Genomic DNA, 26,021 nt, shown 5'->3' with positions numbered 1-26,021 from the left:
TTCACCGGCGGGCGCGGCGCGGGGCCAACGTGCCCAGCGCGACCATCCCGGCGCCGAGAACCAGGTGCAGCCAGTCGTCGGCGTTGTTCACCGGCAGGAAGTTCGCCGCGCTGCCGTGGTCCACCGCCAGGCCGTACAGCCACAGCACCAGGTAGATCGCCCCGCCGCCGACCAGGTACATCCGGGCGGTCGGGACCGACCGGGCCAGGACCAGCCCGGCCACACCGAACAGCAGGTGGACGAGGTTGTGCAGGACGGACACCTCGAAGACGCCGAGCAGCCGGGCCCCCGACTGGTGGCCCGCGATCCGGAGGTCGGCGAAGTTCTCGGTGACCCCGGGCACGAAGCCGAGCAGACCGCTGACCAGGAAGACCACGGCGATGGCGAAGGCGGCCCGGCGCACCGGCGGCTGGCCCTCGGCCGGGTTCCGCCGAGCGCGCGCGTGGGCGGGCGGGACCGTCACCGGTGGGCGGTACCCGTCACACCGGGGCCGAAACGCGCCCGGCCGCCCCCTGCGGTGGGGACGGCCGGGCGCGGCGCGTCAGGCGGGTTGCAGCCGGGGCGCGGTGGCGAGCTGGCGGACCTGCTCGTACAGGGCCACGTACCGCTGCGCCATCGTCGCCGGCGTGAACCGGGCGGCGGCCTCCCGGCGGCACTCACCCTCGTCGATCAGGCTCGCCGCGAGGAGCAGGTCGCCGAGTTCCTCCTCGTCGGTGGTGAGCAGCCCGGTACGGCCGTGGTCGATCAGCTCGGGCAGGCAGCCGCGGGCGGTGGACACCACCGGCGTGCCCAGGGCGAGGGACTCCACCACCGCCGTACCCCCCGGCTCCTCCCACCGCAGCGGGAAGAGCGCAACGCGGGCGCCGGCCAGCAGGTCGTCGCGTTCCCGCCCGGCCACCGTGCCGACCCAGCGGACCAGGTCGCCGTCGACGTGCGGGGCCACCTGCTCGAGGAAGAACCGCACGTCCGGGTTCTGCCGGGCCTCCTCGCCGGCCGCGGCCAGGTCCTCCGGCCGGTGATACGGCCCGACCGGGCCGGCGAGCACCAGCGGGACCCCCACCCGCTGCGCCACCCGGGCGCCCAGGTCCTGCCCCTTGCCGGGGTTGATCCGGCCCAGGACGACCGCGTAGTCGCCCTTCGGCGCGGCGGGCCGGCGGTCCGCGTCCACCGCGAGCGGCGTGGACAGGTGCACGTGCCCGACCGAGTGCTCCCGCAGCGCGCGCGGCGCCCGGGCCAGCTGCGAGGCGGACACGCCGTTGACCCGGACCCGGTCCCCGCCGTCGACGTTGCCGTACAGCTCGGGGTGCTTGGCCAGGTCCCAGTGGAGGGTGTGCAGCGCCGGTGGGGCGTCCGGCCCCATCGCGGTGAGCGTGGCCAGCCCGACCGCCTCCACGTGGTCGTGCACCAGATCGATGTCGTCGCGGGCGTGCAGCTCCCGCACCACGCCGTTCAGGTGCGCCTGGGAGATCCCGCAGACCTGGTTGTACGGGCGTTGCAGTGCGTGGAACTGCCCGTCGGGGAAGACGGAGAGCATCTCGTCGACCGGGAGGGTGCTGGTGCCGACCGAGGCGAGCACGACGTGGACGCCGAGCCGCCGCAGCTCCGGCACCAGGGTCGCGATGACGTTCTCGATGCCGCCGTAGCCGGGCGGGGGCACGGACAGCCAGGGGCCGGCGTTCATCAGGACGGTGAGGCTCATGCGCGGTCCCTCCCCTCGGCGGGGGTGTACGGGCCCCGCGCTCCACCACCGACCGGGCGGTGCGCCCGGCTCGTCACGCCGCCGCCATCCGGCGCCGGGGGACCCGGTGCCGCAACTCGGCCAGGGGGGGACGTTCCTCGATGGACACGTCCGTGACGACGATCTCCCGGTCCAGGTTCGGAAGGGCCTCCGACCCGCCGCGCCGGAACTGGGTGAGCAACTCCACGGGGAACGCCCCCGGCGCCGCCCACCCCCGGCGCTGGAGCCGGGACCAGGCGGTGAGCAGGATCTGCGCGGACATCCGGCCCAGGGCCGCGGTGTCCTGGTGCCGGTGCTTGCGTTCACCGAGATCGACCTGGGCGAGCGCGTCCAGGCCCACCAGGTCGAGCAGGTCGATGAGCATCGCCGTCTCGACCCCGTACCCGGAGACGAACGGCACCCGCTCCAGCACGTCCCGGCGACCGGCGTACTCACCGGCCAGCGGCTGTACGAAGCCGGCCAGCTCCGGCCAGAACAGGTTCAGCAGGGGGCGGGCCATCAGCTCGGTGACCCGGCCCCCGCCGTCGGCCTCCACACCGGTCTTTCCGACCAGGGGGCGGTGGTAGAAGCCCTTGACGAAGTCGACGGACGGGTCGGTGAGCAGCGGGCCGATCAGCCCGGTCACGAAGTGCGGACGGAACTCCCGCAGGTCGGCGTCGACGAACGCGACCACGTCGCCCTCGGCGGCCGCCAGCCCGGCCCAGAGCGCGTCGCCCTTGCCGGTGAGTCGCGGCAGGCCGCGGGTCATCGCGTCCTGGCTGACGACCTCGGCGCCGGCGGCCCGGGCGACCTGGGCCGTCCGGTCGGTGGACCGGGAGTCGACCACGATGAGCTCGTCGACCAGGGCCACCCGGTCCACGAGGTGCTCTCGGATCGTCGACACGATGGCACCGACCGTGGCCTCTTCGTTGCGGGCGGGCAGCACCACGCTGACCCGGGTGTCTCCCTTGGCGCGCAGCAGGCGCCGCGCCGGCCAGTCGGCGGCCGACGTCGTCCGGTAGGTGGCCCAGGCCTCCACCACCGGTGAGACGATCGTTTCCGAATTCCGCACAGGCACCCCCTGATCGTGGCGGAAAAACCGGTACTGGTTTTCCCACTACCTCCCTCGTGCTAACCGGATCATGCCTAACAGGATGATCACGCAAGTGCTGACGACGCGTTCCCGGGGGATGAACGTTTGATTGCGCCCACCCGGGGGGAGAGCTGGCGCGGGACACTGAAACGTCGTGGAGAGGCGTGATGAGATGCGCACGTGCCGGGTGGGACTGATCGGTGCCGGCGGGGTGGCACAGCGCCACGCCCGCGTGTTGAGCGGGTTCGACGACGCCGAGCTGCTCGGGGTGACCGACGTGGTGCCGTCCGCGGCCGCCGCCCTGGCCGGCACGTACGGCGTCCCGACCTTCACCGGCGTCGCCGACCTGCTGGCCGCCGGCCCGGACGCGGTGTACGTCTGCGTCCCGCCGTTCGCCCACGGGCCGGCGGAGGAGGCGGTGATCGCCGCCGGCGTGCCGATGTTCGTGGAGAAGCCGGTGGCGGTGGATCTCGGCACCGCCGAGCGGATCGCCGCCCTCGTCGCCGAGCGGGGCCTGCTCACCGGCGTCGGGCACCACTGGCGGTACCTGCCGGTCGTCGAGCAGGCCCGGGAGCTGCTCGCCGACCGTCCGGTGCGGATGGTCGCCGGGTCCTGGCTGGACAAGGTGCCCCCGGTGGCCTGGTGGTCGCGGCGCGACCACTCCGGCGGGCCGGTGGTCGAGCAGGCCGCGCACGTGCTGGACCTGGTCCGCGTCCTGGTCGGCGAGGTCACCGAGGTGACCGCGTACGGGAACGGCACGCCGCCGCCGGTCGACGGCGCCGACATCGACTCGGTGACCACCGCCGCGCTGCGCTTCGCCTGCGGCGCCGTCGGCACCCTCACCGCCGCCTGTGTGCTCGGCTGGAAGCACCGGGCCGGCCTGGAGATCCTCGCCGACGGGCTCGCCCTGGCGCTGACCGAGGACGGCCTGGTGGTCCGCGACGCCGACGGCGAGCGGGTGTTCGCCGCCGACCCGGACGCCGCCCGGGTGGCCGTGGACCGCGCGTTCGTGGACGCCGTCCGTGGCGTCGGCGACGACGTGCGCGTCCCGTACGCGGAGGCGCTCGGCACCCAGCGGCTCGCGGTCGCGGTGGCCGACTCCGCCCGCGCCGGCCGGACGGTGCGGCTGACCGCCCCGGATACCACGCCGACCCTGGTGGCCGGGGTGAGCGTCGATGCGTGACCGGATCGTGGCCGTCACCGCCCCCGGGCGGGTGGAGCTGGTCGAGCAGGACGCCGCCCCCCTGTCGGAGGGCACCTTCCGCGTGGAGACCCTCTACAGCGGCGTCTCCGCCGGCACGGAACTGAGCTTCGTCAAGGCCACCAACCCCTACCTGAACGTGACCTGGAACGCCGACCTCGGCCTGTTCGAGCCCGGTGCGGCGAGCACCCCGTACCCGGTGACCCGGCTCGGCTACATGCAGGTCGGGCGGGTGGTGGAGAGCGCCACCCCGGCCGTCGCCGTCGGCACCGTGGGCGCCATGACGTACGGCCACCGCACCGGCTACGTCGCCGACCCGGTCAAGGAGCGGTTCGTCCCGCTGCCCGACGACCTCGACCCGCTGCTCGGCGTGTACGTCGCCCACATGGGGCCGATCTGCGCCAACGGCATCCTGCACGCCGCCGCCGACGTGCACGGCACCGACGTGCGCTCGCTGGACGACGGGGTGCGCGGCCGGCGCGTCGCGGTGGTGGGCAGCGGCGTGGTGGCGCTGCTCACGGCGCTGTTCGCCAAGCGGCACGGCGCCGCTTCGGTGGTCGTGCTCGACCCGACGCCGCAGCGCCGGGCGGTCGCCGAGGCGCTGGGCCTGGAGACGCTCGACCCCGAGGCGGACGACCCGGCGGTGGTGCTGAAGACCCGGTGGGCGCACACCGCCGGGGACCGGGGCGCCGACGTGGTCTTCCAGTGCCGCGGCCAGGCCTGGGCGATGCAGCTCGCACTGCGCCTGCTCCGCCCGCAGGGCACCGTCATCGACCTGGCCTTCTACCAGGCCGGGGCGGACGCGGTCCGGTTCGGCGAGGAGTTCCACCACAACGGGCTGTCCCTGCGCTGCGCCCAGATCGGCCGGGTGCCCCGGGGGCTCGCCCCCACCTGGGACCGGGAGCGGCTGAGCGCGGAGACGATCGACCTGCTCCGCGCGTACGGCGAGGAGATCCGCAAGCACCTGGTCTCGGCGGTGGTGCCGTTCGACGAGGCGCCGGCGCTGCTGACCGATCTGGCCGACCGCCGCCGCCAGGAACTCCAGGTCGTCTTCACCTGCTGACCGACCCGACCCGCTCCGCTCCGCGATCGTGCACCCTCGGTCGCCGGTTCGGGCGCCGGGCGGCACGTGCCGGGGCGGTAACGGCACGATCGCGGAGATTCGGGGATCGGCGGCGACACCCGGGCGGGCGGGGACCCAAGAGATCGGTCCGGTCGCGTACCGTTGCCGCTCATGGGTGTGTCGCAACGGTTGAAGAGCAGGTTCCGCCGGTTCCTCCAGCGGCCCGGCACGACGGTGGAACTGGGGCCGCTGGAGAAGCTGCTGCCGGCCATCGAGGCGCGCGAGGAGGAGCTGCGGGCGCTCGACGACGCCGCGCTGACCGAGGCCGCCGGCAAGGCCGAGGGCTACGAGGAGATCTGCGCGGTCGGCCGGGAGGCCGCCCGCCGCGGGCTCGACCAGCGGCCGTACGACGTGCAGCTGCTCGGCGCGATGGCGCTGTTGTCCGGCAAGGTCGCCGAGATGGCGACCGGTGAGGGCAAGACCCTGACCGCCACGATCGCCGCGTACGGGCACGTCCGGGTGGGCAACGGACCGGTGCACGTGCTCACCGTCAACGACTACCTGGCCCGCCGCGACGCCCAGTGGATGGAGCCGGTCTACACCCTGCTCGGCCTCACCGTCGGCTGGGTCAACGAGGCCTCCACGCCGCAGGAGCGGCGCGACGCCTACGCCTGCGACGTCACCTACGTCTCGGTGAGCGAGGCCGGCTTCGACTACCTGCGCGACCAGCTGGTCACCGACATCGACGACCGGGTGCAGCCGCCGCTGCGCACCGCGATCGTCGACGAGGCCGACTCGATCCTCATCGACGAGGCCCGGGTGCCGATGGTCCTCGCCGGTGCCGTCGCCGGCGAGCAGGACCCGGCGCACACCGCCGCCGCGCTCGTGCGCGGCCTGCGCAAGGGCAAGCACTACACCGTCGCGGAGGACGGCCGCAGTGTCGCCTTCACCGCCGCCGGCCTCGCCGCCGTGGAGGCCAAGCTCGGCATCGACCTGTACCACGAGGAGAACGTCGCCCAGCTCTCGGCGGTCAACGTGGCGCTGCACGCCCACGCCCTGCTGCACCGCGACGTGGACTACATCGTCCGCGAGGGCACGGTCGAGCTGATCGACGAGATGCGCGGCCGGGTCGCCCAGCGGCGCCGCTGGCCCGACGGTCTCCAGGCGGCCGTGGAGGCCAAGGAGGGCCTGGACGCCACCGCCGAGGGGGAGGTGCTCGGCACGATCGCCGTCCAGGCGTACATCGGGCTCTACCCGACCGTCTGCGGGATGACCGCCACCGCCGTGCTGGTCGGTGACCAGCTCCGGGAGTTCTTCGGCCTGGAGGTGGCGGTGATCCCGCCGAACACCCCGTGCATCCGCGAGGACGAGTCGGACCGGATCTACGCGACCCGCGCCGAGAAGGAGGAGGCGCTGATCGACGAGATCCGGCGCAACCACGAGCGCGGGCGGCCGGTGCTGGTCGGCACCCTCGACGTCAAGGAGTCCGAGGGGCTGGCCGCCGGCCTGAACGCGGCCGGCGTGCCGTGTGTGGTCCTCAACGCCAAGAACGACGACGAGGAGGCGGCGATCATCGCCGAGGCCGGCGCGTACGGCGCGGTGACCGTCTCCACGCAGATGGCCGGCCGGGGTGTCGACATCCGCCTCGGCGGCAGCGACCAGGCCGACCGGGACCGGGTCGCCGAGCTGGGTGGCCTGTACGTGATGGGCAGCGGCCGGCACGACAGCCGCCGGGTCGACGACCAGCTGCGCGGGCGGGCCGGCCGGCAGGGCGACCCGGGTGGCTCCGTCTTCTTCGTCAGCCTGGAGGACGACCTCGTCGTCCGGCACGCCGGGGACACCGTGCCGGCGTCGCCCCGGATGAACGCCGACGGCCTGGTCACCGACCCGCAGGTCGACTACGCCGTCGAGCACGCCCAGCGGGTCGCCGAGGGCGTCAACCACGAGATCCACCGCAACACGTGGCGCTACAGCGTGGTGGTCGAGCAGCAGCGCAAGGCCCTCGCCGAGCGCCGTGAGCGGCTGCTGACCACCGACGTCGCGGCACTGATGCTGCTGGACAAGGTGCCCGACAAGGCCGGCGAGATGGACGAGGACCTGCTCGCCCGGGTCGCCCGGTCGATCGCCCTCTTCCATCTCGACCGGCTCTGGGCGGAGCACCTCGCCGAGCTGTCCGAGGTCCGCGAGGGGGTGCACCTGCGGGCCCTGGGCCGGCTGGACCCGCTCGACGAGTTCCACCGCGCCGCCGTGCCCGCGTTCAACGACCTGGTGCCGGAGATCGAGCGGCGCACCATCGAGACCTTCACCGAGACCGAGTTCGACGAGACCTGGGTGCCCGACGAGGCCAAGCTGGTCCGGCCGAGCGCCACCTGGACGTACCTGGTCCACGACAACCCGTTCGGCTCGGAGCTGGACCGGCTCATCGCCTCCGTGGGCCGCCGGCTCAGCTCCGCCTCCCGGTAGTCGCGCCCCGGGGTGCTCTTCCGGTGACGAGGGACACCGGAAGAGCACCCTTTTGCGCCGTTTCGACACCTGGCACCGGGGTAGTAGCCCGGGTCCGGAGAGTCGGGAGAGATCAGGACCATGGAACAGGGAACGGCCCCGGTGGGGCGCGCGATGTCGCGCGCCGTCGCGACGGGGGCGGAAGACCGGTGAACCTCGAGATGCGGGAGCCGGTCGCGGAGACGCTCGGCGTACTGGAGACCGCCGCCCTGCTGCGGGAGCTGACCGCCGGACTGATCGGCGTCGACGACTTCGACGAGGCGCTGGACGTGCTGGTTCGGATCGCTTGCGACGCGGTCGCGGGAGTCAGCTGGTGCGGGTTCACCGCCCTGCGCGCCGGGGAACCGGCCGGCGTGGCGGCGTCCGACGCCCGGCTCGCCGGTCTGGACGACCTGCGCCACGGCCCGGACTCGCCGGCCATGGAGGCGATCCGGCGGCGGGAGATGGTGGTCTCCGAACACCTGGGCCGCGAGTCGCGCTGGCCGGACTGGACGGCGCGGGCCCGTGAGCTCGGCGTGCGGGGGGTGATCTCGGCCCAGGTCGACGTGGACGAGCAGGTGATCGGCTCGCTCAACCTCTACGCCGGCGCCACCGACGCGCTCACCCCCCGGCACCAGCTCATCGCCATGCTGATCGCCGAGCACGCGGGGCTGCTGCTCGCCGCCGTACGCGACCGGGCCCGCTCGGCCGCCGAGGCCGGCCAGTTGGACGCCACCGTGCTCGGCGACGGGGTCGTCGGCCAGGCGATCGGCGTGATCATGACCCAGCGGGGCTGCCGGGCCGAGGAGGCCCTGGAGGTGTTGCGCAACGCCGCCACCTCGCTCGCCATCCCGCTGCGCGAGGTCGCCGAGCGGCTGGTGAGCACGGTCTCCCGCCCCCGGGAGAGCTGACCGCGTCGTTTCGTCCCGGGTGCGCCCGGGTAGCACCCTTGACTGGTGACGTGACGCGACCTGGGGAGAAGCGATGCAGAGCCGGCTGCGGGTGCAGGGGCACCCGATCCAACCGATGCTGGTGACGTTCCCGTTCGGGCTCTTCGTGAGCGCGACGGTGTTCGACCTGACCGACGTGATCGGGGGGCCGGCGTTCCTCGGTGAGGTGGGGTACTGGACGGCCGTGGCGGCGCTCGTCGCCGCCGCGCTGGCCACCGTCGCCGGCATGATCGACCTGTGGGACGTCCCGGGCGGGGGCACGCGCCGGACGGCCGCGACGTTCAACCTGGTCAACGCGGCGATGGCCGGCCTGTTCCTGATCGCCTGCCTGATCCGGGCGGACGCGCCGCAGCGGGGTGCCAGCGTCGTGCTGCTCCTCACCGAGCTGGTCGCCCTCGCCGTGGGCGGCTACGGCGTCGCCCTGGGGGCCCGCCTGATGCGCCAGTTCGAGGCCGGCCGTGCCGAGGCCACCACCCTCGACGCCCTGGGCGGCGTCGCGGGCTCCACCGTGGAGATCGTCCGCCCGCGCCCCTGAATCTCCGTTGCCGCGTCGGGGTCGGGCCGGGCAGGCTGCCCGGGTGGCAACGGACGAACGCTTCGACGACCTGGTCGCGGAGGGGGCGACGGCCCCGGTGGGCGGCTGGGCGTTCGACTGGCTCGCCGGACGGGCGACCGAGGAACGGCCGCCCTGGGGGTACGCGCGCCTGGTCGCCGCCCGGATGGCGGTCGCGGACGCGGCGCTGGACGTGGACACCGGCGGCGGAGAGGTGCTGGCGGAGGTGCCGTCACCGCCCCGCCTGCTGGTCGCCACCGAGGGGTGGCCGCCGAACGTGCCGGTTGCGGCCCGGACGCTGCGCCGGGTCGGCGCCACGGTGGTGGCGGTGGCGCCGGACGCGCCGCTGCCGTTCGGGGACGCGTCCTTCGACCTGGTGGTGAGCCGGCATCCGGTCCGCACCGACTGGCGGGAGACCGCCCGGGTGCTGCGGCCGGGTGGGACGTTCCTGTCCCAGCAGATCGGCCCGGGCACCGTACGCGAGCTGAGCGAGGCGATCCTCGGCCCGCTGCCCCCTCCGGCCGACCGCCACCCGAAGCAGACGGTGGCCGCCGCGACGGCCGCCGGCCTGACCGTGGTGGACCTGCGGGAGGCCACCCTGCGCACGGTGTTCCACGACGTCGCCGCGGTGGTCTGGTTCCTGCGCAAGGTGGTCTGGACCGTGCCCGGGTTCGACGTCGCACGGCACCGGCCCACGCTGGCCCGGCTGCACCGGCGGATCGAGGCCGAGGGTCCGTTCGTGGCCCACGCCCGCCGCTTCCTCATCGAGGCGACCAGGCCTGCCTGACGGGAGTCAGTGGGCCGCGTCGTGGTGGGCGGCCAGGACGTCCTCGCCGAAGTCGCTCGCCGGGCGGCGGAGCACGGTGTGGGCGTGGTTGCCGTCGTCGGTGGTGTTGTCGTACTCGATCAGCAGGTCGTCGCCCTGCACCCGGTAGTAGTGGCGCTGCCCCGGACGGGTGGGCCCCGCCCACGCGAAGTGCAGCGGTGTGCCGGCGAGGCGGCGCGCCTCCCGGATCGCCAGCTCCGGCGGGAGCCGGTCCAGGTAGAGGGCGACGAGCTGGTCGAGCAGGGCCCGGCCGGTGGGACCGAGCCGGTCGGCCGGCACGCCGAGCGGCCCGACCGGGGCGTCGACCCGGGGCCGGGTGGCGCTGACGATGTCGGCGGGCGCCTCGTCGGCGACGATCGCCGCGGCCCGGCCGGCGGGGCCGATCGCGTCCAGGAGGGCCCGGCCGAGGTCCTCCTCGGGACCGAGGGGACGTGACACCGGGTGGCCGGCCCACCGGACGGCGGCCGGGTTCGCGCCGAAGAAGACGGGTGCGGGGGAGACCTGGTCGTCCACCACGGTCATGCTGACCGACAGGTGGTGCCCCTCGACCCGCCACGCCCACGCGTCGTCGCGGGCCGGGTCGCCGAAGACGGCCACCCAGTAGTCGTCGCTGTGCCGCCCGCGCCGCCACCCCTCGGCCCGGTCGAGCACCTCCTCGAGCGCGATGATCGCCATCGCCTGCGCGTACGCCGGCGGGCTCAGCGCCGTCGCCAGCAGCCGGTGGGCGGCCTTGCGGGCGGTGCGGTCGAGGTCGGCGAGGCACACGCCGGGCCGGGGTCGCGGGCGGTACTCCAGCCAGCGCCGCGCGGCGACGTCGTCGAACCGGTGCGCCGCGCCGGCCCGGGCGGGCCCGTCTAGGGCGGCGAGCAGCGCCGTGCCGGCGGCGCGCATCTGCTCGGGCAGCGGATCCTCCACCGCCCCTGTATACCGGGCGGCGCGGGCGCCCGCCGGCCGACCGGGCGACCCGTCCGGCCCGGCAGGTGCCCCTGCGAAGGGTGGGATGCCGCCTCCCCGACGAGGCGCGCGTCCTCGTCGCTCACAGCTACTGAATCGTTCGGAAACCTAACCGGTCCGAGCCGTGCCTCGGCCTGTCGCGGTTGTCACACCGCCGGTACGCGGAGCGTCCAAATGGGAGCGCAACCAGGCCTCCGACCTCGGCATGAATCACGTTCGTCAACCACGCTCCGTGACCGCCTCCGGCGAATGTGAACCGGGTGGGCACCCCCCGTATCGGGTCATCTCGGCGACTCTGCTGTAATCATCAGGCCTCGTACGCAGAGCGAGCATTCGGCTCCGATGTGTTCGTCAATTGTCACATTCATGCAACGCAGCCGCCCCTTGACCCCCGCACGGGCGCCGGGAAGCATCGATGAAGCGGCGTCCCGGGCCGTGGGGATATACCCGGACCAGCCAAGGAGGACCATGTCGGTCAGCCCTGCTTCGTCGCGCGCCGGATGGCATACGTCCCAGCCGGCTGTTCCCGGTCGACCCCCGGGTGGCCAGCGCCGTCCCGCGAACACAGCCGCGCCGGTGCTCACGGTGACCCTGTCGATCCCGCTGGCCAACGAGGAGGCGCTCACACCACCGGCACGCCGGCTGCTGGAGGCCGCACGGGAGCTGCTGGAGCGGGGCGAGGGCACCATCACCGCCGCCGGTTCCAACGGCGTCGAGCGCCGGCCCGAACCGGTCCCCGCCGGCCGGTCCCCGGGCCGCCAGCTCGCCCCGACCATCCCCACCCTGCACATCCTCGCCTCGTCCCGGTCGGTGCTGCGTGACGGCGAGCCCCTGCCGCTGACCCGCCTGGAGTTCGACCTGCTGCTGCACCTGGTCGCCCACCCCCGCCGGGTCTTCACGCGGCTCCAGCTGCTCAACGCCGTCTGGGGTTACGAGCACGCCGGCGTACGCACGGTGGACGTGCACGTCCGCCGGCTGCGCGGCAAGGTCGGAGTGGACGTCCCGCTGGTCACCACTGTCTACGGCGTCGGCTACCGGCTCGCCGACGACGCCCGGGTCACCATCGACCGCAGCGGCTGAGCGACCGTCCGGCCCGCGCCGCCCGGCCGGCGCCGCGGCGGCCGACCGGGCACGATGGTCGGCGTGCGTGTCCGTCCGATCTCGCCCGAGCATCTCGTCACCGAGCTGGCCGACCGGCTCGCCGGCACCACGGCCGCCGGCCGGTTGCGGGTGGCCGTCGACGGCCCGCCGGCGGCCGATCCCGACGCCCTGGCCGGTGCGCTGGTCGACCCGCTGCGCGCCCGGGGCCGTCCGGTGCTGCACGTGCGGGCGGCGGACTTCCTGCGGCCGGCCTCGGTGCGACTCGAACAGGGCCGCACCAACCCCGACGCGTACTACGAGGGCTGGGTCGACGAGGCCGGGCTGCGCCGGGAGGTGCTCGACCCGGCCGGCCCGGACGGGTCGGGGCGGGTCCTGCCCTCGCTGTGGGACGCCGACGTCGACCGCGCCAGCCGCGCCGAGTACGTCGAACTGCCCGAGCGCGGCGTCGTCCTGGTCAGCGGGTCGCTGCTGCTCGGCGGTGGCCTGCCCTTCGACGTCACCGTGCACCTGGCGCTCTCCCCGGCCGCCCTGGACCGGCGCACCGGCCCGGAGCAGCGGTGGACGCTGCCGGCGTACGCCCGCTACGCCGACGAGGTGGCCCCGGCCACGTTCGCCGACGTGGTCGTCCGGGTCGACGACCCCCGCCACCCCGCGCTGGTCGACGTGGCGGCGGGGCCGGACTGAACGGCGCCGGCGGACGCCGGGCCCGGAACGTCACGAACCGGCCCGGAGATCCGGCGAAGTCGCCGGTTTGATCCACCGGACCCCGGGGTATTCGCCCGGCTCACAGAGCACGGGTGATCCGCCCGCGCGGGCGACGACCATGCCGGGGCCGGTGGCCCCGGTGGACCGTGAGTTTCGGAGAAAGGCAGGCAGCGATGCTCGTCCACGACACGGTCGGCACGGGCCGATCCCAGGCGGAGGTCGACCAGATCCGGCAGTCCCTCCGGGCCCGCTACGACGAGCTCACGGCGGAGTACGAGCAGGCCGTGCTGGACAGCCAGGTCCTGCGCCTGGTCGAGGTGGGCGACACCGCGGGCGACGACCAGGCCGACAGCGGCACCAAGACCGCGGAGCGGGACACCGCGCAGTCGCTGCTGCGGACCATCCTGGACCGTCGGGCCCAGTACGAGCACGCCCTCACCCGGCTGGACGAGGGCACCTACGGATTCTGCGAGGGCTGCTCGGCTCCGATCCCGGTGGAGCGGCTGGAGATATTCCCGTCGGCCACGACCTGCGTGACGTGCAAGCAGACCCGGGAGCGCCGGGCGGCCTGACCTGCGGGTGTTGCCGGTCGGTCCCGGGCGCGGTGGACTGCACCCATGGGTGACATCAAGGTGGGCACCGCCTCCTGGACCGACCGTACGCTGCTGGACTCCGGCTGGTACCCGCAGACCGCGGACACCCCGGAGAAGCGCCTGGCGTACTACGCCAAGCAGTTCCCGCTCGTCGAGGTGGACGCCACCTACTACTCGCCCCCGGCCGAGCGGACCGCCCGGCTGTGGGCCGAGCGCACCCCGGCCGGTTTCACCTTCAACGTCAAGGCGTTCAGCCTGCTCACCGGCCACCCGACGAAGGTCAGCTCGCTCTACAAGGACCTGCGGCCGGAGACGGGGAAGCGGAACGTCTACCCGGACGACCTCGCGCCGCAGGCGTACGAGGAGGTCTGGACGCGCTTCCTCAGCGCCCTGGACCCGCTGGTCGAGGCGGGCAAGCTCGGCGCGCTGCTGTTCCAGTTCCCGCCCTGGTTCACCATCAAGCGGGACAACAAGCAGTACCTGCGCGAGGTGGCGGCGCGCTGCGCGCCCCTGCGCCCGGTCTTCGAGTTCCGGCACGCCTCCTGGTTCGACGGTGCCAACGCCGACGAGACCCTCGCCTTCCTGCGCGGGCACCGGCTGCCGTTCGTGTGCGTGGACATGCCGCAGGGGCACCGCTCGTCGGTGCCCCCGGTGCTCGCCGCCACCGCGGACCTCGCGGTGGTGCGCTTCCACGGGCAAAGCGACAAGTGGACCAGCACCGACATCCACGAGAAGTTCGGTTACCGCTACTCCGACCGGGAGCTGCGCGACTGGGCGCCGAAGCTGCGTGAACTGGCCGGTGAGACCGAACGGACGCACGTCCTCATGAACAACTGCTACCGGGACTACGCGCAGACCAACGCCGCCACCCTCGCCCGGCTGCTCGACGCCGGATCATCCTGACCGGGTGAGCCGGCCTCACCCCGCGTGGCGGAAGCATGGGGGTGCCTCGTGGTCGTCGGTCCGGCGACCGCGGATCCGACACGGAGGTGGCGTCATGACCACTCGGGTGGTGGCGGACCGGCGACGGGGGGCCGTCCTGCACGTCGTCGGTGCGACCGGTGACAGCCGGCGGCCGCGGGCCGGCCGGGCCAGCCCGGTCCGGCAGTGGCGCGGTCCGGCGGGGCCGCCGCGGCGGGACGATGACGGACGGTGGGAGACCGACGTACGGGGGTGGAGAGATGGCTGAGCAGTTGCAGTCCGCGATCGACGCTTCGACGGAGAAGACGAACCTGATCCTCAAGGGCATCGAGAAGGAGTACGGCTGGCCGAAGGAGCAACGCAACCAGTCCTACTGCGCACTGCGCACAACGCTGCACCTGCTGCGCGACCGGCTGCCGGTGCAGGAGAGTGTGGAGTTCGCGGCGCAGTTGCCGTTGGTGCTCCGCGGGATCTACTTCGACGGCTGGAAGCCGATGGACGTGCCGGTCAAGCTGAACCGCGACGACTTCCTCCTCGAGTTCCGGAAACAGTTCACGTACGACATGGAGGGCAGCGCGGAGCACCTCGTCCAGGTGGTGCTGAACTCCCTGCGCCAGCACGTGACGAGCCCGGGGCAGTGGGACGACGTGAAGGACAACATGCCGAAGGACCTGGCCCGGATGATGCCCTGACCGTCGCACCCCGACGGCTCGCCCCGCACCGCGTGGGGCGGGCCGTTCGCGTCCGGCGCCACCAGTCGCGGTACCGCCGGCCGGAGGTGCCGACCAGCATCATGCCGGCCCCTACCAGAGGTCGAAGCGGAACACCTCGAAGGCGGCGCCGTAGCGGACGCCGAGGCGGGTGCCCACCGGGCGGTTCAGGCCCTCCAGGAACTCCTCGGCGTCGAAGCTGCCGTCGCCCAGCCCGGTCAGGTACACGTGGTGCGCGCGCAGCGACGCGACACCCTTGTCGAAGGTGTCGGTGACGTCCACCCCGTGTGCGGCGAGGGGCGACGCCGCCGCCCACACCTGCCGCACGCCGTTCCACGGCTGCACCCCGTCGACCAGTTGCTCCGGGAAGACCCACCGGTTGCCGGCGTCCCGCACGGCGTCGAGCACCGCGCGGCCGGTCGCGATGTGGTCGGCCTGGTTCAGCGCGTACCCGCCGTCCCAGGTGTCCCGGAAGTTCGTGGTGAGCACGATCTCCGGGCGGTGCCGCCGGATCACACCGGCCAGTTCCCGGCGCAGCGGCACTCCGTACTCCAGGATGCCGTCGGGCAGGCCGAGGAACTCGACCGTGTCGACCCCGACCAGGGCGGCGGACTCCCGCTGCTCGGCCTCCCGGACCGCCCGGGCGCGCTCCGGCGGCATCCCGTCGATGCCGGCCTCGCCACTGGTCACCAGGCAGTACGCGATCTGCTTGCCCTGACCGGTCCAGCGGGCGACGGCGGACGCGGCGCCGAACTCCAGGTCGTCGGGGTGGGCGACGATCGCCAGCGCCCGCTGCCACTGCTCGTCGAGCGGCTCCAGCGCCGGGACGTCGGTCAGGTCGGTCATCGGCACCTCCTCGGTCCGCACCATCCTGTCACCGTCGCCGCCCGCCCACTGCCCACGACGGGCGGGGCCGACCGGATACCGGTCCGGGGTGCGAACCGCGCGTGCCGGACACTCCGGACGTCTACCGTGTGGTTAGAGAAGATCGGGCGTGGGGTACCACCCGCTGCACGACGGACCCCGGCGCACGGCGGGGCGGCACATCCGAGGGAGCACCCATGGCACTCAACGACGACGACATGACGACCACCGGCGGTGGCGGCCTCGAGGGTCCCGCCGACGGCGGCGCCACCCCGGGCCACCAGGACGGTGGCGCCGACGGGGCCGCCGACCGGGGTGTCGAGCGGGGCGCCGACCAGGGCGCGGACCAGGGCGCCGAGGGGCCGGCCGACGGTGGCGCGACCCCGGGCCAGCAGGACGGTGGCGCCGACGGCGGCGCCGAGGGGCCGGCCGACGGTGGCGCGACCCCGGGCCACCAGGACGGCGGCGCCGACGGCAGCGCCTCCTGAGCGGCACGTCATGACGCACCTCGACCCGCCGGGCGGCCTGGGCCGCCCGGCGGTTCCGTCCACCGCCGCAGGGCCTGGGTCGACCCAGGCCCTGGCCCGCTGCGTCTCGGTCGAGCCGGCGAAGTTCGCCGCCGCCCACTGGGGACGCACCCCGCTGCTGTCCCGCGCCGACGAACTGCCCAATCCGCACGGCTTCACCGACCTGCTCAGCCCCGCCGACGCCGACGAACTGCTCAGCCGACGCGGTCTGCGTACCCCGTTCCTGCGGGTCGCCAAGGACGGCGCGCTCGTGGCGGCGGCGCGCTACACCGGCGGCGGTGGCGCCGGCGCCGAGATCGGCGACCAGGTCCTCGACGAGAAGATCCTCGACCTGTACGCCGGCGGTGCCACCCTGGTGCTCCAGGGCCTGCACCGCACCTGGCCCGCCGTGATCGACTTCGCCCGCGACCTCGGCCTCGCCGTTGGACAGCCGTTGCAGGTCAACGCCTACCTGACCCCACCCGGCAGCCAGGGCTTCGCCACCCACTACGACACCCACGACGTCTTCGTGCTCCAGGTCGACGGCCGCAAGCACTGGCGGATCCACCCGCCGGTGCTGCCCGACCCGCTGGAGAAGCAGCCGTGGGGCGGCCGCGCCGACGAGGTGTCCGCCACCGCGGACGGTCCACCCGCGCTCGACGTGGTGCTCGCCCCCGGCGACGCCCTCTACCTGCCGCGCGGCTGGCTGCACAGCGCGCAGGCGCAGGACTCCAGCTCGCTGCACCTGACCGTCGGCGTCCGGGCGCTGACCCGGTACGCCCTCGTCGAGGAAGTGCTCGCCCTCGCCGCCGAGGACCAGCGGCTGCGGGCCACCCTCCCGTTCGGTGTCGACGTGTCCGATCCGGACGCGATCGAACCGGAGCTGACCGAGACCGTGGAGGCGCTGCGGGACTGGCTGCTGCGGGCCGACCCGGCGGCGGTGGCCGGCCGGCTGCGGCAGCGGGCCTGGCCGGCCGCCCGACCGGCCCCGATCCGGCCCCTCGCCCAGGCCGCCGCGCTCGACGCGCTGGGCCCGCACAGCCGCGTCACCCCGCGTCCCGGCCTGCGCTGGCAGCTCACCCCGGTGGGGGAGAAGGTGGCGCTGCGGGTGTTCGACCGCACGATCACCCTCCCCGGCACCTGCGAACCGGCCCTTCGGGCGCTGCTCGCCGGCGAGGTCACCCGCGTCGGTGACCTGCCCGGGCTGGACGACGACGCCGACCGGGTCACCCTCGTCCGCCGGCTCCTCCGCGAGGCGGTCGCCGTTCCGGCCTAGACGCCGGGACCCGCGTCACGGGGCCAGGGCCAGCAGCAGGACCGTCGTCACCAGGCCGGCGACGACGACCACCGCCGCCGGTCGGGGGCCGAGGACCGCGTGGCGGCGGTCGGCGAGCACCTTCGCCGGCACCAGGCCGGCCAGCGGCCCGAGCAGCGTCACCACCAGCGCCAGCACCGGCAGCCCGACCGCGAGGTCACCGCCGTACCGGTCGCCCGCCGCCCGCGCCGCGGTACCCAGGGCGTACGCGACCAGCGCGCCGACCACCCCGCAGAGCGCCAGCAGCGGGTTCACCGAGCCCGGCAGCTCGCCGGGTTGCCCGGTACGGGCCAGCAGGTCCCGCACCGCGGCCAGCATCGGCGCCGGGTCCCCGGTGGCACCCGCCACCGGGCCCGGCGGCCCGCCCACCCGGCGCGCCCCGATCCGGCCGCGCAGCTCCTGCCACAGCACCGTGGCCTCGGCGTCGACCCGCTCCTGCAGCTCGCGGGCCGCCGCGAGCTGCCGTTCGGCGCGGTGCACCTGGTCCCCGGCGTCGGCCACCGCCCGTCGCGCGGCGGCGCACTGCTGGTCGTACCAGGTGTGCGCCTCCGCGCGCTGCGCCGACACGCGCTCGGTCAGCTCGGCGAGCCGGCGGACCTGCGCCGCGTACGACTCGCTCGTCACCGGTTCGTTCACCGCTCCGGCCCGTACGGGATGATGGTCTGACCGGTGCGGTGCACCGCCCGGTCGAAGAAGAGGCCCCGCCACGGGCGGGGATACCAGTCCGGCCCGCCGGTGCCCGGGTACAACGACGAGCCCAGCTCCCCGCCGTGCGCGTCCAGCGCCACCCACGCCCCGATCTGGTCGGTGCGCGCGGCCGGCCCGCCGAGGTCGGCGCGCATCCGCGCCACGCCCCGCCACCAGGCCAGCACGTGGGTACGCCGCTCCGGCCCGTCGTGCAGGATCCGGCGCAGCTGCTCCAACCCCGTCCGCCCGCCGACCCGGGTGGCGAGCGCGCCGGCCGCGGCGTCCACCGCGTACAGCAGCAGGTAGTGCGGGGTCCCGGCGGCCCCCGCGGGGCCCAGCCCGGCGGCGGTCTCGGCCATCAGCTCGGTCACGCTCTCCTCGTCGTACCAGGCGGCGTCGTCGGCCAGGTCCTCGTAGAGGGCCCGGGCGGCGGGGTCGGCGTCCGGGTCCAGGCAGGCGATGGAGAACCGCGCGGACCCGGGGCGGTGCTGGCGGGCGAGGGACCGCGCGGCGGCGTCCAGCACCGCGCACGCCTCGTCGACCCGGGTGCCGAGCACGGCCAGGTTACGGCCGGGCGCGCGGGGCAGTCGCAGCGCCGCCGAACGGGCCTGCACGTCGATGATCTCGCCGAGCAGTGCCACCGGCGCCCGCAGCGTGCCCGTCTCCGGGGCGGACAGCGCCCGGAAGTCCGGTGCGTCGGCCAGCCGGGGGATCGCGTCGCCGTCGAACAGCCGCGCCGGCGCGGCGTCCGGCGGGCGCATCCGCCACAGCCGGTGCTGCAGCTCGCTCCAGGTCTCCCAGTCGCTCGCCGACGGGATGCGGGCGACCTCGTTCCCCTCGACCAGGCCCGACTCGGCGTTGACGACGGCGTGGTGACGGGGCAGCGACTGCGCCGCGTCGTTGCGTTCGGCGAGGATCCGCAGCGCCTTCGGCAGGGCGATGCGCAGGGTGAACTGGGCGACCAGGGCGGGCCGCCCCCACAGCGCCTCGATGCCACGGACGTCCTGCGAGGCGAGCACCAGGTGGATGCCCTGGGAGCGGCCCCGCCGGGCCAGGTCCTCCAGCAGGTCGGCGGCCTCGCGGGCGACCGCGTCCCGGCCGGCCAGCAGCATCTGGAACTCGTCGACCACCGCGACGATCCGCGGCCAGTGCCCGGTCGGGTCGACCGCGCGCAGCTCCGCCAGCTTGGTGACCTCGTGCTTCTTCGCCGCGTCGGCGCGGCGGCGCAGCTCCTCGGCGAGGAAGCGCAGCAACGCGAGGCCGAACTCCCGGTCGGTGTTGACGTTGATGCCGACCAGCCGCATGTGCGGCAGCCAGCTCGGGTCGCGCCGGCCCTGCGCGAACCGGGCGAAGGACACCCCCTCCTTGAAGTCCAGCAGATAGAACTCCAGCTCGGCGGGGGAGTAGCGGGCGGCGAGCGCGCCGATCCAGGCGAAGATCAGGTTCGTCTTGCCGGTGCCGGACGGGCCGCCGATCAGGGCGTGCGGCGGGTAGTCGCCGAGGGTCAGCAGCACCGGCCGGCCGTGCGGGCCCTCGCCGATCGGCGCGGTCAGGCCGGTCGCCGAGTCCTCCCGCCACATCCGCTCCGGCGGCGGGAGCAGATCGGTGAAGGGTGTCGGCGCCGGACCGGCGTTGACCCGGGCGGCCACCTCGCGGCAGGTCTCGGTGACCAGGCTCGCCGGGGGCGGTGCGTCGAGGTCGACCGGCGGGGCGCCCGCCAGGTGGGCACGGCCCGGCTCCACGCGGATCCGGGTCACCGTGCCGTCCGGCGGCAGCGCCAGACCACGCACCACCAGGTGTACGCCGCACGCCGCGCCGGTGCGGACCACCCGGTCGAGCTGGCCGCGCTCGTGCCGGGACGGCTCCTCGCCGCCGAGCAGCACCGCCACCCGCCACGGCTCCGGCCGGCGTCCGGTGGTGGTGGCCAGCTCGCGCAGCGAGGCGTACTCACCGGCGAGCACCGTGGAGTTGATCCGGCGGATGTGCTCCACCAGGTCGTCGAGCAGCCGGCCCAGCCCGCCCGGGCCGACGGAGGTCAGCAGACCCGCCGTGCCGAGCGGGGCGAAGCCGGCCAGGCCGCCGCCCAGGTGTTCCGGGTCGTACGCGGTCAGCCGGACCGCGCCCGGCTCGGCGCGGCCGACCGCGCGCAGCAGCAGCGCCGACACCACGGCCTCGCTCGCCGCCCGGTCGTCCCCGGTCAGCTCGACGTGACCCGCGTCCAGCAGCGGCACCAGCGCGGGCACCGGGTCCGCGCCGGGCCCGGCGAGCGTCCCCACGCGCAGCGCGCCCGGCGGCTCCGCCCGGCCGGCGGGGGTCGGCCGCCACCGCGCCCACTCGGCGGACGCGGCCCCGGGCGACTCCCGCCCCGCCGCCTCGGCCGCCCGGCGGGTCAGCTCGGCGATCCGGGCGGCGTGCCGGCCGTCGATCTCGGCGAGGCGGCGGTCCCGCTCCGCGCCGACCCGCTCCGGCACGGCCGCCGCGGCCCGCCGGACCCGGGCCAGCCGGTCCCGCTCGGCGGCGAGTTCCGTCTGCGCCGCGGCGACCCGGGTGCGGGTGGCGCCGAGTGCCTCGCCGAGCGTGCGCCGGACCCGGGCGGCGAGCTGCGTCCGCCGGTCAGCCATCGACGTCCCGTCGGATCGGCGTCCGCCAGGCGGGGGTGCCCGCCGGGCCGGGACGACCGGCCGCCGGGGGCGCGGTCCGCCGTACGTCGGCCGCCCGCTGCTGCGCGGCGGCGACCCGGGCCCGGGCGGCGGCCGCCTGCTCCCGGGCCGCCTCGGCGCGGCGCTCCCACTCGGCGTCGGCGGCCCGGGCGCGGTCCGCCGCGGCCCGCCGCCGGTCGTCGTCCGCCACGTCCCGCGCCCGCGCGTCCTCGGCCCGGCGCTCCCGCTCGTCGGTGGGCGGCAGCTCGCGGCCCAGTCGGTCGAGCAGGACGCCGGCGAGCACCCCGGCGGTGACCGCCGGGTCGGCCGCGTGCGGCCGCTCGCCGTCGCCGCGGCGCGGCGGGGGCATCCGGCAGACCCGGGTCAGCAGGGTGTCGAGCACCGGCGCCGGCAGCCCCGGCAGCAGGTCACGCACCCGCCCGTCCAGCTCGCGTCGCAGCCGGGGCAGGTCCTCCGCGCGTGGCGGGTGCCCGAGCAGCTCGCCGGCCAGCTCCCGCAGCAGCGGCGGCGCGACCGCCGCGACGCCGAGGCCCACGTCGGCGTGCGCGCGGCCCAGCTCGGCCCGCAGCCGGTCCCGGTCGCCCGAGCGCACCGCGCCGACGACGCGGCGCAGCAGCTCACCCGGGTCGGCGACGGTCCCGTCCGGACGGTCCGCCGACGCCGTGCCACCGCCGGTCAGCTCCGCCACCCGTGCCGCCCACCAGCGGGGCGCGGGCGCGTCGGCCGCCGGCTCGGGCGGGAGCGCCACCGGCGGCGCCGCGTCGGGCGCGTCGTGCCTCGGCCGCCGCTGCTCCGGCGCCGGCCGTGGGGCGGGCGCGCCGTCGGGGGCCAGCCCGATGGCCGCCAGGTACGCCGTCAACTGTTCCTGGGCGACGCGCAGCGCGTACCCGGCGGTCTCGGCGTGCTCGATCGCGCTGGACAGCTCCGGCACACCCATCGGGTCGGCCGACTCCTGGCGGACCCAGCGCAGCCGCTCGGCGGCCAGCCCGAACCGTTCGAGGGCCTGGGCGAGTTGGCCCAGCGGCAGGTCATCGACGGCGGCGCGCACCTGGGCGCCGAGATCCTCGACGATGGACACGGCGGCGCTCAGAGGGTCGCGACGTACAGCTGCGCCTGCTCGACCGCGACGAGCGTCGCGGCGAGGCACTCCTCCAACTCCTGGCCGGCCTGCGTCAGCGAGGCCTGCGCCGCTTCGACCGTCTCGTGACCGCTGCCCTCCAGCGCGCCGGCCAGGGTCTGCTGCGCCTCGGCCAGCCGCTCACCGGCCGCCTGTACGGCGCTCTGGCCGTCGCCGATCTGTTGGAGCGCGACATCGATGGCTGCCTTGAGCTCGGCGACGCTCGCCACGTCGGAACCTCCTGGGGGCGGGGGAGGTCTCCATTAGAGCCTATCGGCCGCGGGGAGAGAACATCCGCCCTGTCAGTGTTCCTTCCCTACTGACCGGTTGCCGCCCGGACGCGCCGGGAGTCCGATTAATGGGACTCCCGGGGGTGGGCGTCGCGGTCGGTCAACCACCGCGGGCCGTACACCTCGGCGCCCCGCTCCCGCACGCGTTCCCGCAGCTCACGGTCGGCCGTGACGACCACCCGGCGGCGCTGCGGAGCCGCCGCGACCAGGTCGACCACGGCATCGTCGCCGGAGCGGTCCGCGGCCACCACCCGCACCCCCGGCACCGGCGCCACGTTCCGGGCCGCCCCCTCCACCACCAGCACCACCTCCACCGGCGGCGGAAGCTCCGGCACGACGCCGGAGGCGGCCACCGGGACGAGGCTGTCGCGCAGCCGGGCGGTCGCCCCGGCCCGGTCCCGCCACCACCCGTTCGGTCGGGACCCGACCACGTTGGCGGCGTCCACGATCAGCAGCGGTGTCGCGTCCATGCCGCCAGCCTGCCACCCGCGGCGGGCGCGGCCCGTGCACCCCCGGCGTGGCACCCGGCGGCGTTTGTCCGGGCGACCGCCGGGTAGCCCCTGGCGACCGTGCCGCGCCCGAGCAGCGGAGGACAGAGATGATGGGACCCGGCGACTTCGGCTCCGACCCGTGGGACGAGTTCCTGGCCCGGTACTTCGGCCGGGGCGAGGGTGGGCGCCGACCCGCGCACCGGGTCGACATCACCCGGCTGATGACCGCCGACGCCCGGGAGATGCTCGCCGACGCGGCCCGGCGGGCGGCCCAGAAGCACAGCAACGACCTGGACACCGACCACCTGCTCTGGGCGGCCCTGCAACGCGAGCCGCTGCGCGACCTGGTCCGGCGGGCCGGCGCCGACCCGGACACCCTGCTCAACGCCCTCGGCGGGCGCGGCGACGGCGCGCCCCGCGGCGAGGTGCCGCCGAACCTCTCGCTCACCCCCGCCGCCAAGCGGGCGCTGCTCGACGCCCACCAGCTCTCCCGCGCCATGGGCGCCAACTACATCGGCCCCGAGCACATCCTCATGGCGTTGCCGCTGAACCCGGAGTCGCCGGCCGGGCGGATGCTCGCCGCCGGCCGCATCCAGCCCGAGTCCCTCCAGGCCGCCAACGCCGAGCGGGGGCCGATGGCCGGCCCGAAGCCCGACCGCGGCACCCCCACCCTCGACCAGTACGGCCAGGACCTCACCGACCTCGCCCGCAACGACCAGATCGACCCGGTGATCGGGCGGGCCGACGAGATCGAGCAGGCGGTGGAGATCCTCTCCCGCCGGACCAAGAACAACCCGGTGCTCATCGGCGAGGCCGGCGTCGGCAAGACCGCGATCGTCGAGGGCCTCGCCGAGCGGATCTGCGACGGCGACGTGCCGCAGACGCTGCTCGGCAAGCGGGTGATCCAGCTCGACCTCGCCGGCCTGGTCGCCGGCACCCGCTACCGGGGCGACTTCGAGGAGCGGCTGAAGAAGGTCATCGACGAGATCCGGTCGCACAAGGAGGAACTCATCGTCTTCCTCGACGAGATCCACACCCTGGTCGGCGCGGGCGGCGCCGGCAGCGAGGGCGGCATGGACGCGTCCAACATGCTCAAGCCCGCGCTGGCCCGCGGCGAGCTGCGCGTGATCGGCGCGACCACGCTGGACGAGTACCGGCGCAGCATCGAGAAGGACGCCGCGCTGGCCCGCCGCTTCCAGCCGGTCTTCGTGCCCGAGCCGAGCGTCGAGGACACCGTGGCCATCCTGCGCGGCCTGCGGGACCGCTACGAGGCGCACCACCAGGTCCGCTTCACCGACGAGGCCATCGTCGCCGCCGCCGAGCTCTCCGACCGGTACATCACCGACCGCTTCCTGCCGGACAAGGCGATCGACCTCATCGACCAGGCCGGCGCGCGGGTGCGCCTGCGCACCCGGACCCCCGCCTCCGACGTCCGTGAGCTGGAGCAGCAGCTCGACGAGGTACGCCGGGACAAGGAGCAGGCGGTCGCCGACGAGCAGTACGAGAAGGCGTCCACCCTGCGGGACCGGATCGCCGAGCTGGAGCAGGACATCCGCCGCGCCCGCGGCGACGAGGGGACCACCAACCACGTGCCGGAGGTCGGGCCGCGGGAGATCGCCGAGGTGGTGTCCCGCGCCACCGGCATCCCGGTCAGCCAGCTGACCGAGGAGGAGCGGGACCGGCTGCTGCGGCTGGAGGGCTACCTGCACGAGAAGGTCGTCGGCCAGGACGACGCGGTCACCGCCGTCGCCGAGGCGGTGCGCCGCTCGCGTACCGGCCTGGCCGACCCGAACCGGCCGATGGGCAGCTTCCTGTTCCTCGGCCCGACCGGCGTCGGCAAGACGGAACTGGCGCGGGCGCTCGCCGAGGCGCTGTTCGGCGAGGCCGACCGGATGGTCCGGGTCGACATGAGCGAGTTCCAGGAGCGGCACACCGTCAGCCGGCTCGTCGGCGCCCCGCCCGGCTACGTCGGGTACGAGGAGGCCGGCCAGCTCACCGAGGCGGTGCGCCGCCGCCCGTACGCGGTGGTGCTGCTCGACGAGATCGAGAAGGCGCACCAGGACGTGTTCAACATCCTGCTCCAGGTGCTCGACGACGGGCGGCTCACCGACAGCCAGGGCCGTACGGTGAACTTCAAGAACACCGTGCTCATCATGACGAGCAACCTCGGTTCCGAGCTGATCACCGGCACCCAGCGGGCGGTCGGCTTCGGCGCCGGTGCGGAGGGCGGCGGGGAGAGCGACGAGCTACGGGAGCGGCTCATGCGCCGGCTCCAGGAGAACTTCCGGCCGGAGTTCCTCAACCGCATCGACGAGGTCATCATCTTCCGCCGCCTCGAGGCCGAGCAGCTGCGCCAGATCACCGGGCTGCTGCTGGAGGAGACCCGCCGTCGGCTGCACGCGCAGGACGTCCAGGTGGAGTTCACCACCGCCGGCATCGACTGGCTGGCCGAGCACGGCTACCAGCCGGAGTTCGGCGCCCGGCCGCTGCGCCGGGTCATCCAGCGGGAGGTGGACAACCAGCTCTCCCGGATGCTGCTGGAGTCGTCGGTGTCGCCCGGCCAGAAGGTCATCGTGGACGCCCGGGACGGGCAACTCACCATCGACGTCCGCGAGGGCGAGCGCGGCTACACCGCCGCCACGACCACGCATCCCCGATGAGCCGGAGGCGGGGGATGACCGAACCGGAGGAGAGCCGGGAAGACACCGAACCGGCGGAACCGATCGTGGCGCCACCCACGGCGAACCCCGCGCGGGTGCAGGTGCCGCCGGAGGGCCTGGGCCAGCAGGCTGACGAGCCGGACCCGGCGGCGTCCGACCGCCGCCGGCGAGAGGAGGGCTGATGGTACGGCAGCAGCGGGTCGAACCCGAGGTGGAGGAGCTCTGGGAGGCGTTCCACGAGCAGGTGAACGTGCCGTCCGAGCAGCTGCGGCAGTGGCTGCTCACCCGGGGCTCCGGCGAGGAGGCGTTCGGTCCGGACCCCGACCTCGACCTGCCGGAGCCCGGCCGGCACATCCTGCGCGTGCTGACCAAGCGCAAGGTGGACCTCACCCCGGACGACATCCAGACCATGCGCGACACGCTCGACCTGATCCAGGACCTGATGGACGCGAAACCAGCCCGGGGCAACGCCGACGACGAGTGGCGGCACTCCCTCCTGGACCTGGGCCACGACGTGCTCGTGGAACGCTGAGCGGGCCGTCGGCGCAACCCGTCATGACGTT

26 protein-coding genes are annotated in these 26,021 nt (G+C 74.9%); 16 read left to right on the top strand and 10 right to left on the bottom strand.

Annotated features, from left to right (window positions below; translation table 11 throughout):
• Position 1: 1 nt before the first annotated feature.
• The 3 genes from ACN26Y_RS23380 to ACN26Y_RS23370 all read right to left on the bottom strand — a co-directional run bounded on the left by ACN26Y_RS23380 (position 2) and on the right by ACN26Y_RS23370 (position 2,756).
• Positions 2-463, bottom strand: coding sequence for a DUF4383 domain-containing protein (locus ACN26Y_RS23380; RefSeq protein ID WP_155332342.1), 462 nt, complete (start codon positions 461-463; stop codon positions 2-4).
• A 78-nt stretch (positions 464-541) separates the two neighbouring features.
• Entirely contained in the window at positions 542-1,699 is a 1,158-nt protein-coding gene (locus ACN26Y_RS23375) for a glycosyltransferase (RefSeq protein WP_155332341.1), read from the bottom strand.
• A gap of 73 nt (positions 1,700-1,772) precedes the next feature.
• Positions 1,773-2,756 (bottom strand): glucosyl-3-phosphoglycerate synthase, encoded by a 984-nt coding sequence (locus tag ACN26Y_RS23370; RefSeq protein WP_230689092.1) that lies wholly within the window; start codon positions 2,754-2,756, stop codon positions 1,773-1,775.
• A 226-nt stretch (positions 2,757-2,982) separates the two neighbouring features.
• Between ACN26Y_RS23370 and ACN26Y_RS23365 the strand changes: the two genes are divergently transcribed.
• The 6 genes from ACN26Y_RS23365 (at position 2,983) to ACN26Y_RS23340 (ending at position 9,845) form a co-directional block, all read left to right on the top strand.
• Entirely contained in the window at positions 2,983-3,993 is a 1,011-nt protein-coding gene (locus tag ACN26Y_RS23365) for a Gfo/Idh/MocA family protein (RefSeq protein ID WP_155334259.1), read from the top strand.
• Entirely contained in the window at positions 3,986-5,074 is a 1,089-nt protein-coding gene (locus ACN26Y_RS23360; protein WP_155332339.1) for a zinc-binding dehydrogenase, read from the top strand. The genes ACN26Y_RS23365 and ACN26Y_RS23360 overlap by 8 nt, the downstream gene beginning before the upstream one ends.
• A 171-nt stretch (positions 5,075-5,245) precedes the next feature.
• The gene (gene secA2, locus ACN26Y_RS23355; protein WP_155332338.1) at positions 5,246-7,537 is read left to right on the top strand and encodes an accessory Sec system translocase SecA2; all 2,292 of its coding nucleotides are present in this window, start codon (positions 5,246-5,248) and stop codon (positions 7,535-7,537) included.
• Between the two features lie 188 nt (positions 7,538-7,725).
• On the top strand, positions 7,726-8,466 hold the full coding sequence (locus ACN26Y_RS23350) for a GAF and ANTAR domain-containing protein (RefSeq protein WP_422733518.1): 741 nt from the start codon (positions 7,726-7,728) through the stop codon (positions 8,464-8,466).
• Between the two features lie 73 nt (positions 8,467-8,539).
• On the top strand, positions 8,540-9,040 hold the full coding sequence (locus ACN26Y_RS23345) for a DUF2231 domain-containing protein (RefSeq protein ID WP_155332336.1): 501 nt from the start codon (positions 8,540-8,542) through the stop codon (positions 9,038-9,040).
• Positions 9,041-9,083: 43 nt separating this feature from the next.
• A complete protein-coding gene (locus ACN26Y_RS23340; protein WP_422733517.1) occupies positions 9,084-9,845 on the top strand; it encodes a class I SAM-dependent methyltransferase in 762 nt (253 codons plus the stop codon).
• A gap of 6 nt (positions 9,846-9,851) precedes the next feature.
• Here ACN26Y_RS23340 and ACN26Y_RS23335 read toward each other — a convergent pair whose 3' ends face one another.
• Complete coding sequence (locus ACN26Y_RS23335; protein WP_422733516.1) at positions 9,852-10,799, bottom strand: DUF3500 domain-containing protein; 948 nt, start codon at positions 10,797-10,799, stop codon at positions 9,852-9,854.
• Between the two features lie 507 nt (positions 10,800-11,306).
• Between ACN26Y_RS23335 and ACN26Y_RS23330 the strand changes: the two genes are divergently transcribed.
• From ACN26Y_RS23330 to ACN26Y_RS23310, 5 genes are all read left to right on the top strand, one after another.
• Positions 11,307-11,918 (top strand): winged helix-turn-helix domain-containing protein, encoded by a 612-nt coding sequence (locus ACN26Y_RS23330; RefSeq protein WP_422733515.1) that lies wholly within the window; start codon positions 11,307-11,309, stop codon positions 11,916-11,918.
• A 63-nt stretch (positions 11,919-11,981) separates the two neighbouring features.
• A complete protein-coding gene (locus ACN26Y_RS23325; RefSeq protein ID WP_155332332.1) occupies positions 11,982-12,623 on the top strand; it encodes a uridine kinase in 642 nt (213 codons plus the stop codon).
• A gap of 194 nt (positions 12,624-12,817) precedes the next feature.
• A complete protein-coding gene (locus ACN26Y_RS23320; RefSeq protein ID WP_155332331.1) occupies positions 12,818-13,216 on the top strand; it encodes a TraR/DksA family transcriptional regulator in 399 nt (132 codons plus the stop codon).
• Between the two features lie 45 nt (positions 13,217-13,261).
• Positions 13,262-14,140 carry a DUF72 domain-containing protein gene (locus ACN26Y_RS23315; protein ID WP_422733514.1) on the top strand — a complete coding sequence of 293 codons (879 nt, stop codon included), beginning with the start codon at positions 13,262-13,264 and terminating at the stop codon, positions 14,138-14,140.
• Positions 14,141-14,418: 278 nt separating this feature from the next.
• Entirely contained in the window at positions 14,419-14,850 is a 432-nt protein-coding gene (locus tag ACN26Y_RS23310) for a DUF2267 domain-containing protein (protein ID WP_155332329.1), read from the top strand.
• Positions 14,851-14,961: 111 nt separating this feature from the next.
• Here the strand turns inward: ACN26Y_RS23310 and ACN26Y_RS23305 are convergent, their stop codons facing one another.
• On the bottom strand, positions 14,962-15,714 hold the full coding sequence (locus ACN26Y_RS23305; RefSeq protein ID WP_155332328.1) for a PIG-L deacetylase family protein: 753 nt from the start codon (positions 15,712-15,714) through the stop codon (positions 14,962-14,964).
• A gap of 215 nt (positions 15,715-15,929) precedes the next feature.
• On the opposite strand from ACN26Y_RS23305, the gene ACN26Y_RS23300 reads away from it, so the two are divergent.
• Positions 15,930-16,220, top strand: a complete 291-nt coding sequence (locus ACN26Y_RS23300) for a hypothetical protein (RefSeq protein ID WP_155332327.1) — start codon at positions 15,930-15,932, stop codon at positions 16,218-16,220.
• 10 nt (positions 16,221-16,230) lie between these two features.
• On the top strand, positions 16,231-17,514 hold the full coding sequence (locus ACN26Y_RS23295; RefSeq protein WP_155332326.1) for a cupin domain-containing protein: 1,284 nt from the start codon (positions 16,231-16,233) through the stop codon (positions 17,512-17,514).
• A gap of 15 nt (positions 17,515-17,529) precedes the next feature.
• On the opposite strand, the gene ACN26Y_RS23290 is transcribed toward ACN26Y_RS23295, so the two are convergent.
• From ACN26Y_RS23290 to ACN26Y_RS23270, 5 genes are all read right to left on the bottom strand, one after another.
• The gene (locus tag ACN26Y_RS23290) at positions 17,530-18,189 is read right to left on the bottom strand and encodes a hypothetical protein (protein ID WP_155332325.1); all 660 of its coding nucleotides are present in this window, start codon (positions 18,187-18,189) and stop codon (positions 17,530-17,532) included.
• Positions 18,186-20,861 (bottom strand): FtsK/SpoIIIE domain-containing protein, encoded by a 2,676-nt coding sequence (locus tag ACN26Y_RS23285; RefSeq protein ID WP_155332324.1) that lies wholly within the window; start codon positions 20,859-20,861, stop codon positions 18,186-18,188. The genes ACN26Y_RS23290 and ACN26Y_RS23285 overlap by 4 nt, the downstream gene beginning before the upstream one ends.
• Positions 20,854-21,978 (bottom strand): hypothetical protein, encoded by a 1,125-nt coding sequence (locus ACN26Y_RS23280; protein WP_155332323.1) that lies wholly within the window; start codon positions 21,976-21,978, stop codon positions 20,854-20,856. Before ACN26Y_RS23280 ends, ACN26Y_RS23285 begins: the two co-directional genes overlap by 8 nt.
• An 8-nt stretch (positions 21,979-21,986) precedes the next feature.
• On the bottom strand, positions 21,987-22,247 hold the full coding sequence (locus ACN26Y_RS23275) for a hypothetical protein (RefSeq protein ID WP_155332322.1): 261 nt from the start codon (positions 22,245-22,247) through the stop codon (positions 21,987-21,989).
• Between the two features lie 125 nt (positions 22,248-22,372).
• Positions 22,373-22,777, bottom strand: coding sequence for a hypothetical protein (locus ACN26Y_RS23270; protein WP_155332321.1), 405 nt, complete (start codon positions 22,775-22,777; stop codon positions 22,373-22,375).
• Between the two features lie 128 nt (positions 22,778-22,905).
• On the opposite strand from ACN26Y_RS23270, the gene ACN26Y_RS23265 reads away from it, so the two are divergent.
• From ACN26Y_RS23265 to ACN26Y_RS23255, 3 genes are read left to right on the top strand one after another with little or no spacing between them, the layout of a single operon-like run.
• Positions 22,906-25,458 (top strand): ATP-dependent Clp protease ATP-binding subunit, encoded by a 2,553-nt coding sequence (locus ACN26Y_RS23265; protein WP_155332320.1) that lies wholly within the window; start codon positions 22,906-22,908, stop codon positions 25,456-25,458.
• Positions 25,459-25,472: 14 nt separating this feature from the next.
• Complete coding sequence (locus ACN26Y_RS23260) at positions 25,473-25,640, top strand: hypothetical protein (RefSeq protein WP_196255671.1); 168 nt, start codon at positions 25,473-25,475, stop codon at positions 25,638-25,640.
• A complete protein-coding gene (locus ACN26Y_RS23255) occupies positions 25,640-25,990 on the top strand; it encodes a DUF3140 domain-containing protein (protein ID WP_155332318.1) in 351 nt (116 codons plus the stop codon). Before ACN26Y_RS23260 ends, ACN26Y_RS23255 begins: the two co-directional genes overlap by 1 nt.
• Positions 25,991-26,021: the final 31 nt, after the last annotated feature.

It is taken from the genome of Micromonospora sp. WMMD558 (assembly GCF_049315255.1).
In the GTDB taxonomy this organism is placed as follows: Bacteria; Actinomycetota; Actinomycetes; order Mycobacteriales; family Micromonosporaceae; genus Micromonospora.
Note: the sequence above shows the minus strand (reverse complement) of the source record. Positions and strands in the feature narration are given on the sequence as shown.

Coding starts and splice junctions, on each gene's coding strand:
- ACN26Y_RS23375 (WP_155332341.1), bottom strand. CDS start 1,699: ATGAGCCTCACCGTCCTGATGAACGCCGGCCCCTGGCTGTCCGTGCCC.
- ACN26Y_RS23365 (WP_155334259.1), top strand. CDS start 2,983: ATGCGCACGTGCCGGGTGGGACTGATCGGTGCCGGCGGGGTGGCACAG.
- ACN26Y_RS23360 (WP_155332339.1), top strand. CDS start 3,986: ATGCGTGACCGGATCGTGGCCGTCACCGCCCCCGGGCGGGTGGAGCTG.
- secA2 (WP_155332338.1), top strand. CDS start 5,246: ATGGGTGTGTCGCAACGGTTGAAGAGCAGGTTCCGCCGGTTCCTCCAG.
- ACN26Y_RS23345 (WP_155332336.1), top strand. CDS start 8,540: ATGCAGAGCCGGCTGCGGGTGCAGGGGCACCCGATCCAACCGATGCTG.
- ACN26Y_RS23330 (WP_422733515.1), top strand. CDS start 11,307: ATGTCGGTCAGCCCTGCTTCGTCGCGCGCCGGATGGCATACGTCCCAG.
- ACN26Y_RS23320 (WP_155332331.1), top strand. CDS start 12,818: ATGCTCGTCCACGACACGGTCGGCACGGGCCGATCCCAGGCGGAGGTC.
- ACN26Y_RS23315 (WP_422733514.1), top strand. CDS start 13,262: ATGGGTGACATCAAGGTGGGCACCGCCTCCTGGACCGACCGTACGCTG.
- ACN26Y_RS23310 (WP_155332329.1), top strand. CDS start 14,419: ATGGCTGAGCAGTTGCAGTCCGCGATCGACGCTTCGACGGAGAAGACG.
- ACN26Y_RS23305 (WP_155332328.1), bottom strand. CDS start 15,714: ATGACCGACCTGACCGACGTCCCGGCGCTGGAGCCGCTCGACGAGCAG.
- ACN26Y_RS23300 (WP_155332327.1), top strand. CDS start 15,930: ATGGCACTCAACGACGACGACATGACGACCACCGGCGGTGGCGGCCTC.
- ACN26Y_RS23295 (WP_155332326.1), top strand. CDS start 16,231: ATGACGCACCTCGACCCGCCGGGCGGCCTGGGCCGCCCGGCGGTTCCG.
- ACN26Y_RS23285 (WP_155332324.1), bottom strand. CDS start 20,861: ATGGCTGACCGGCGGACGCAGCTCGCCGCCCGGGTCCGGCGCACGCTC.
- ACN26Y_RS23270 (WP_155332321.1), bottom strand. CDS start 22,777: ATGGACGCGACACCGCTGCTGATCGTGGACGCCGCCAACGTGGTCGGG.
- ACN26Y_RS23265 (WP_155332320.1), top strand. CDS start 22,906: ATGATGGGACCCGGCGACTTCGGCTCCGACCCGTGGGACGAGTTCCTG.
- ACN26Y_RS23260 (WP_196255671.1), top strand. CDS start 25,473: ATGACCGAACCGGAGGAGAGCCGGGAAGACACCGAACCGGCGGAACCG.
- ACN26Y_RS23255 (WP_155332318.1), top strand. CDS start 25,640: ATGGTACGGCAGCAGCGGGTCGAACCCGAGGTGGAGGAGCTCTGGGAG.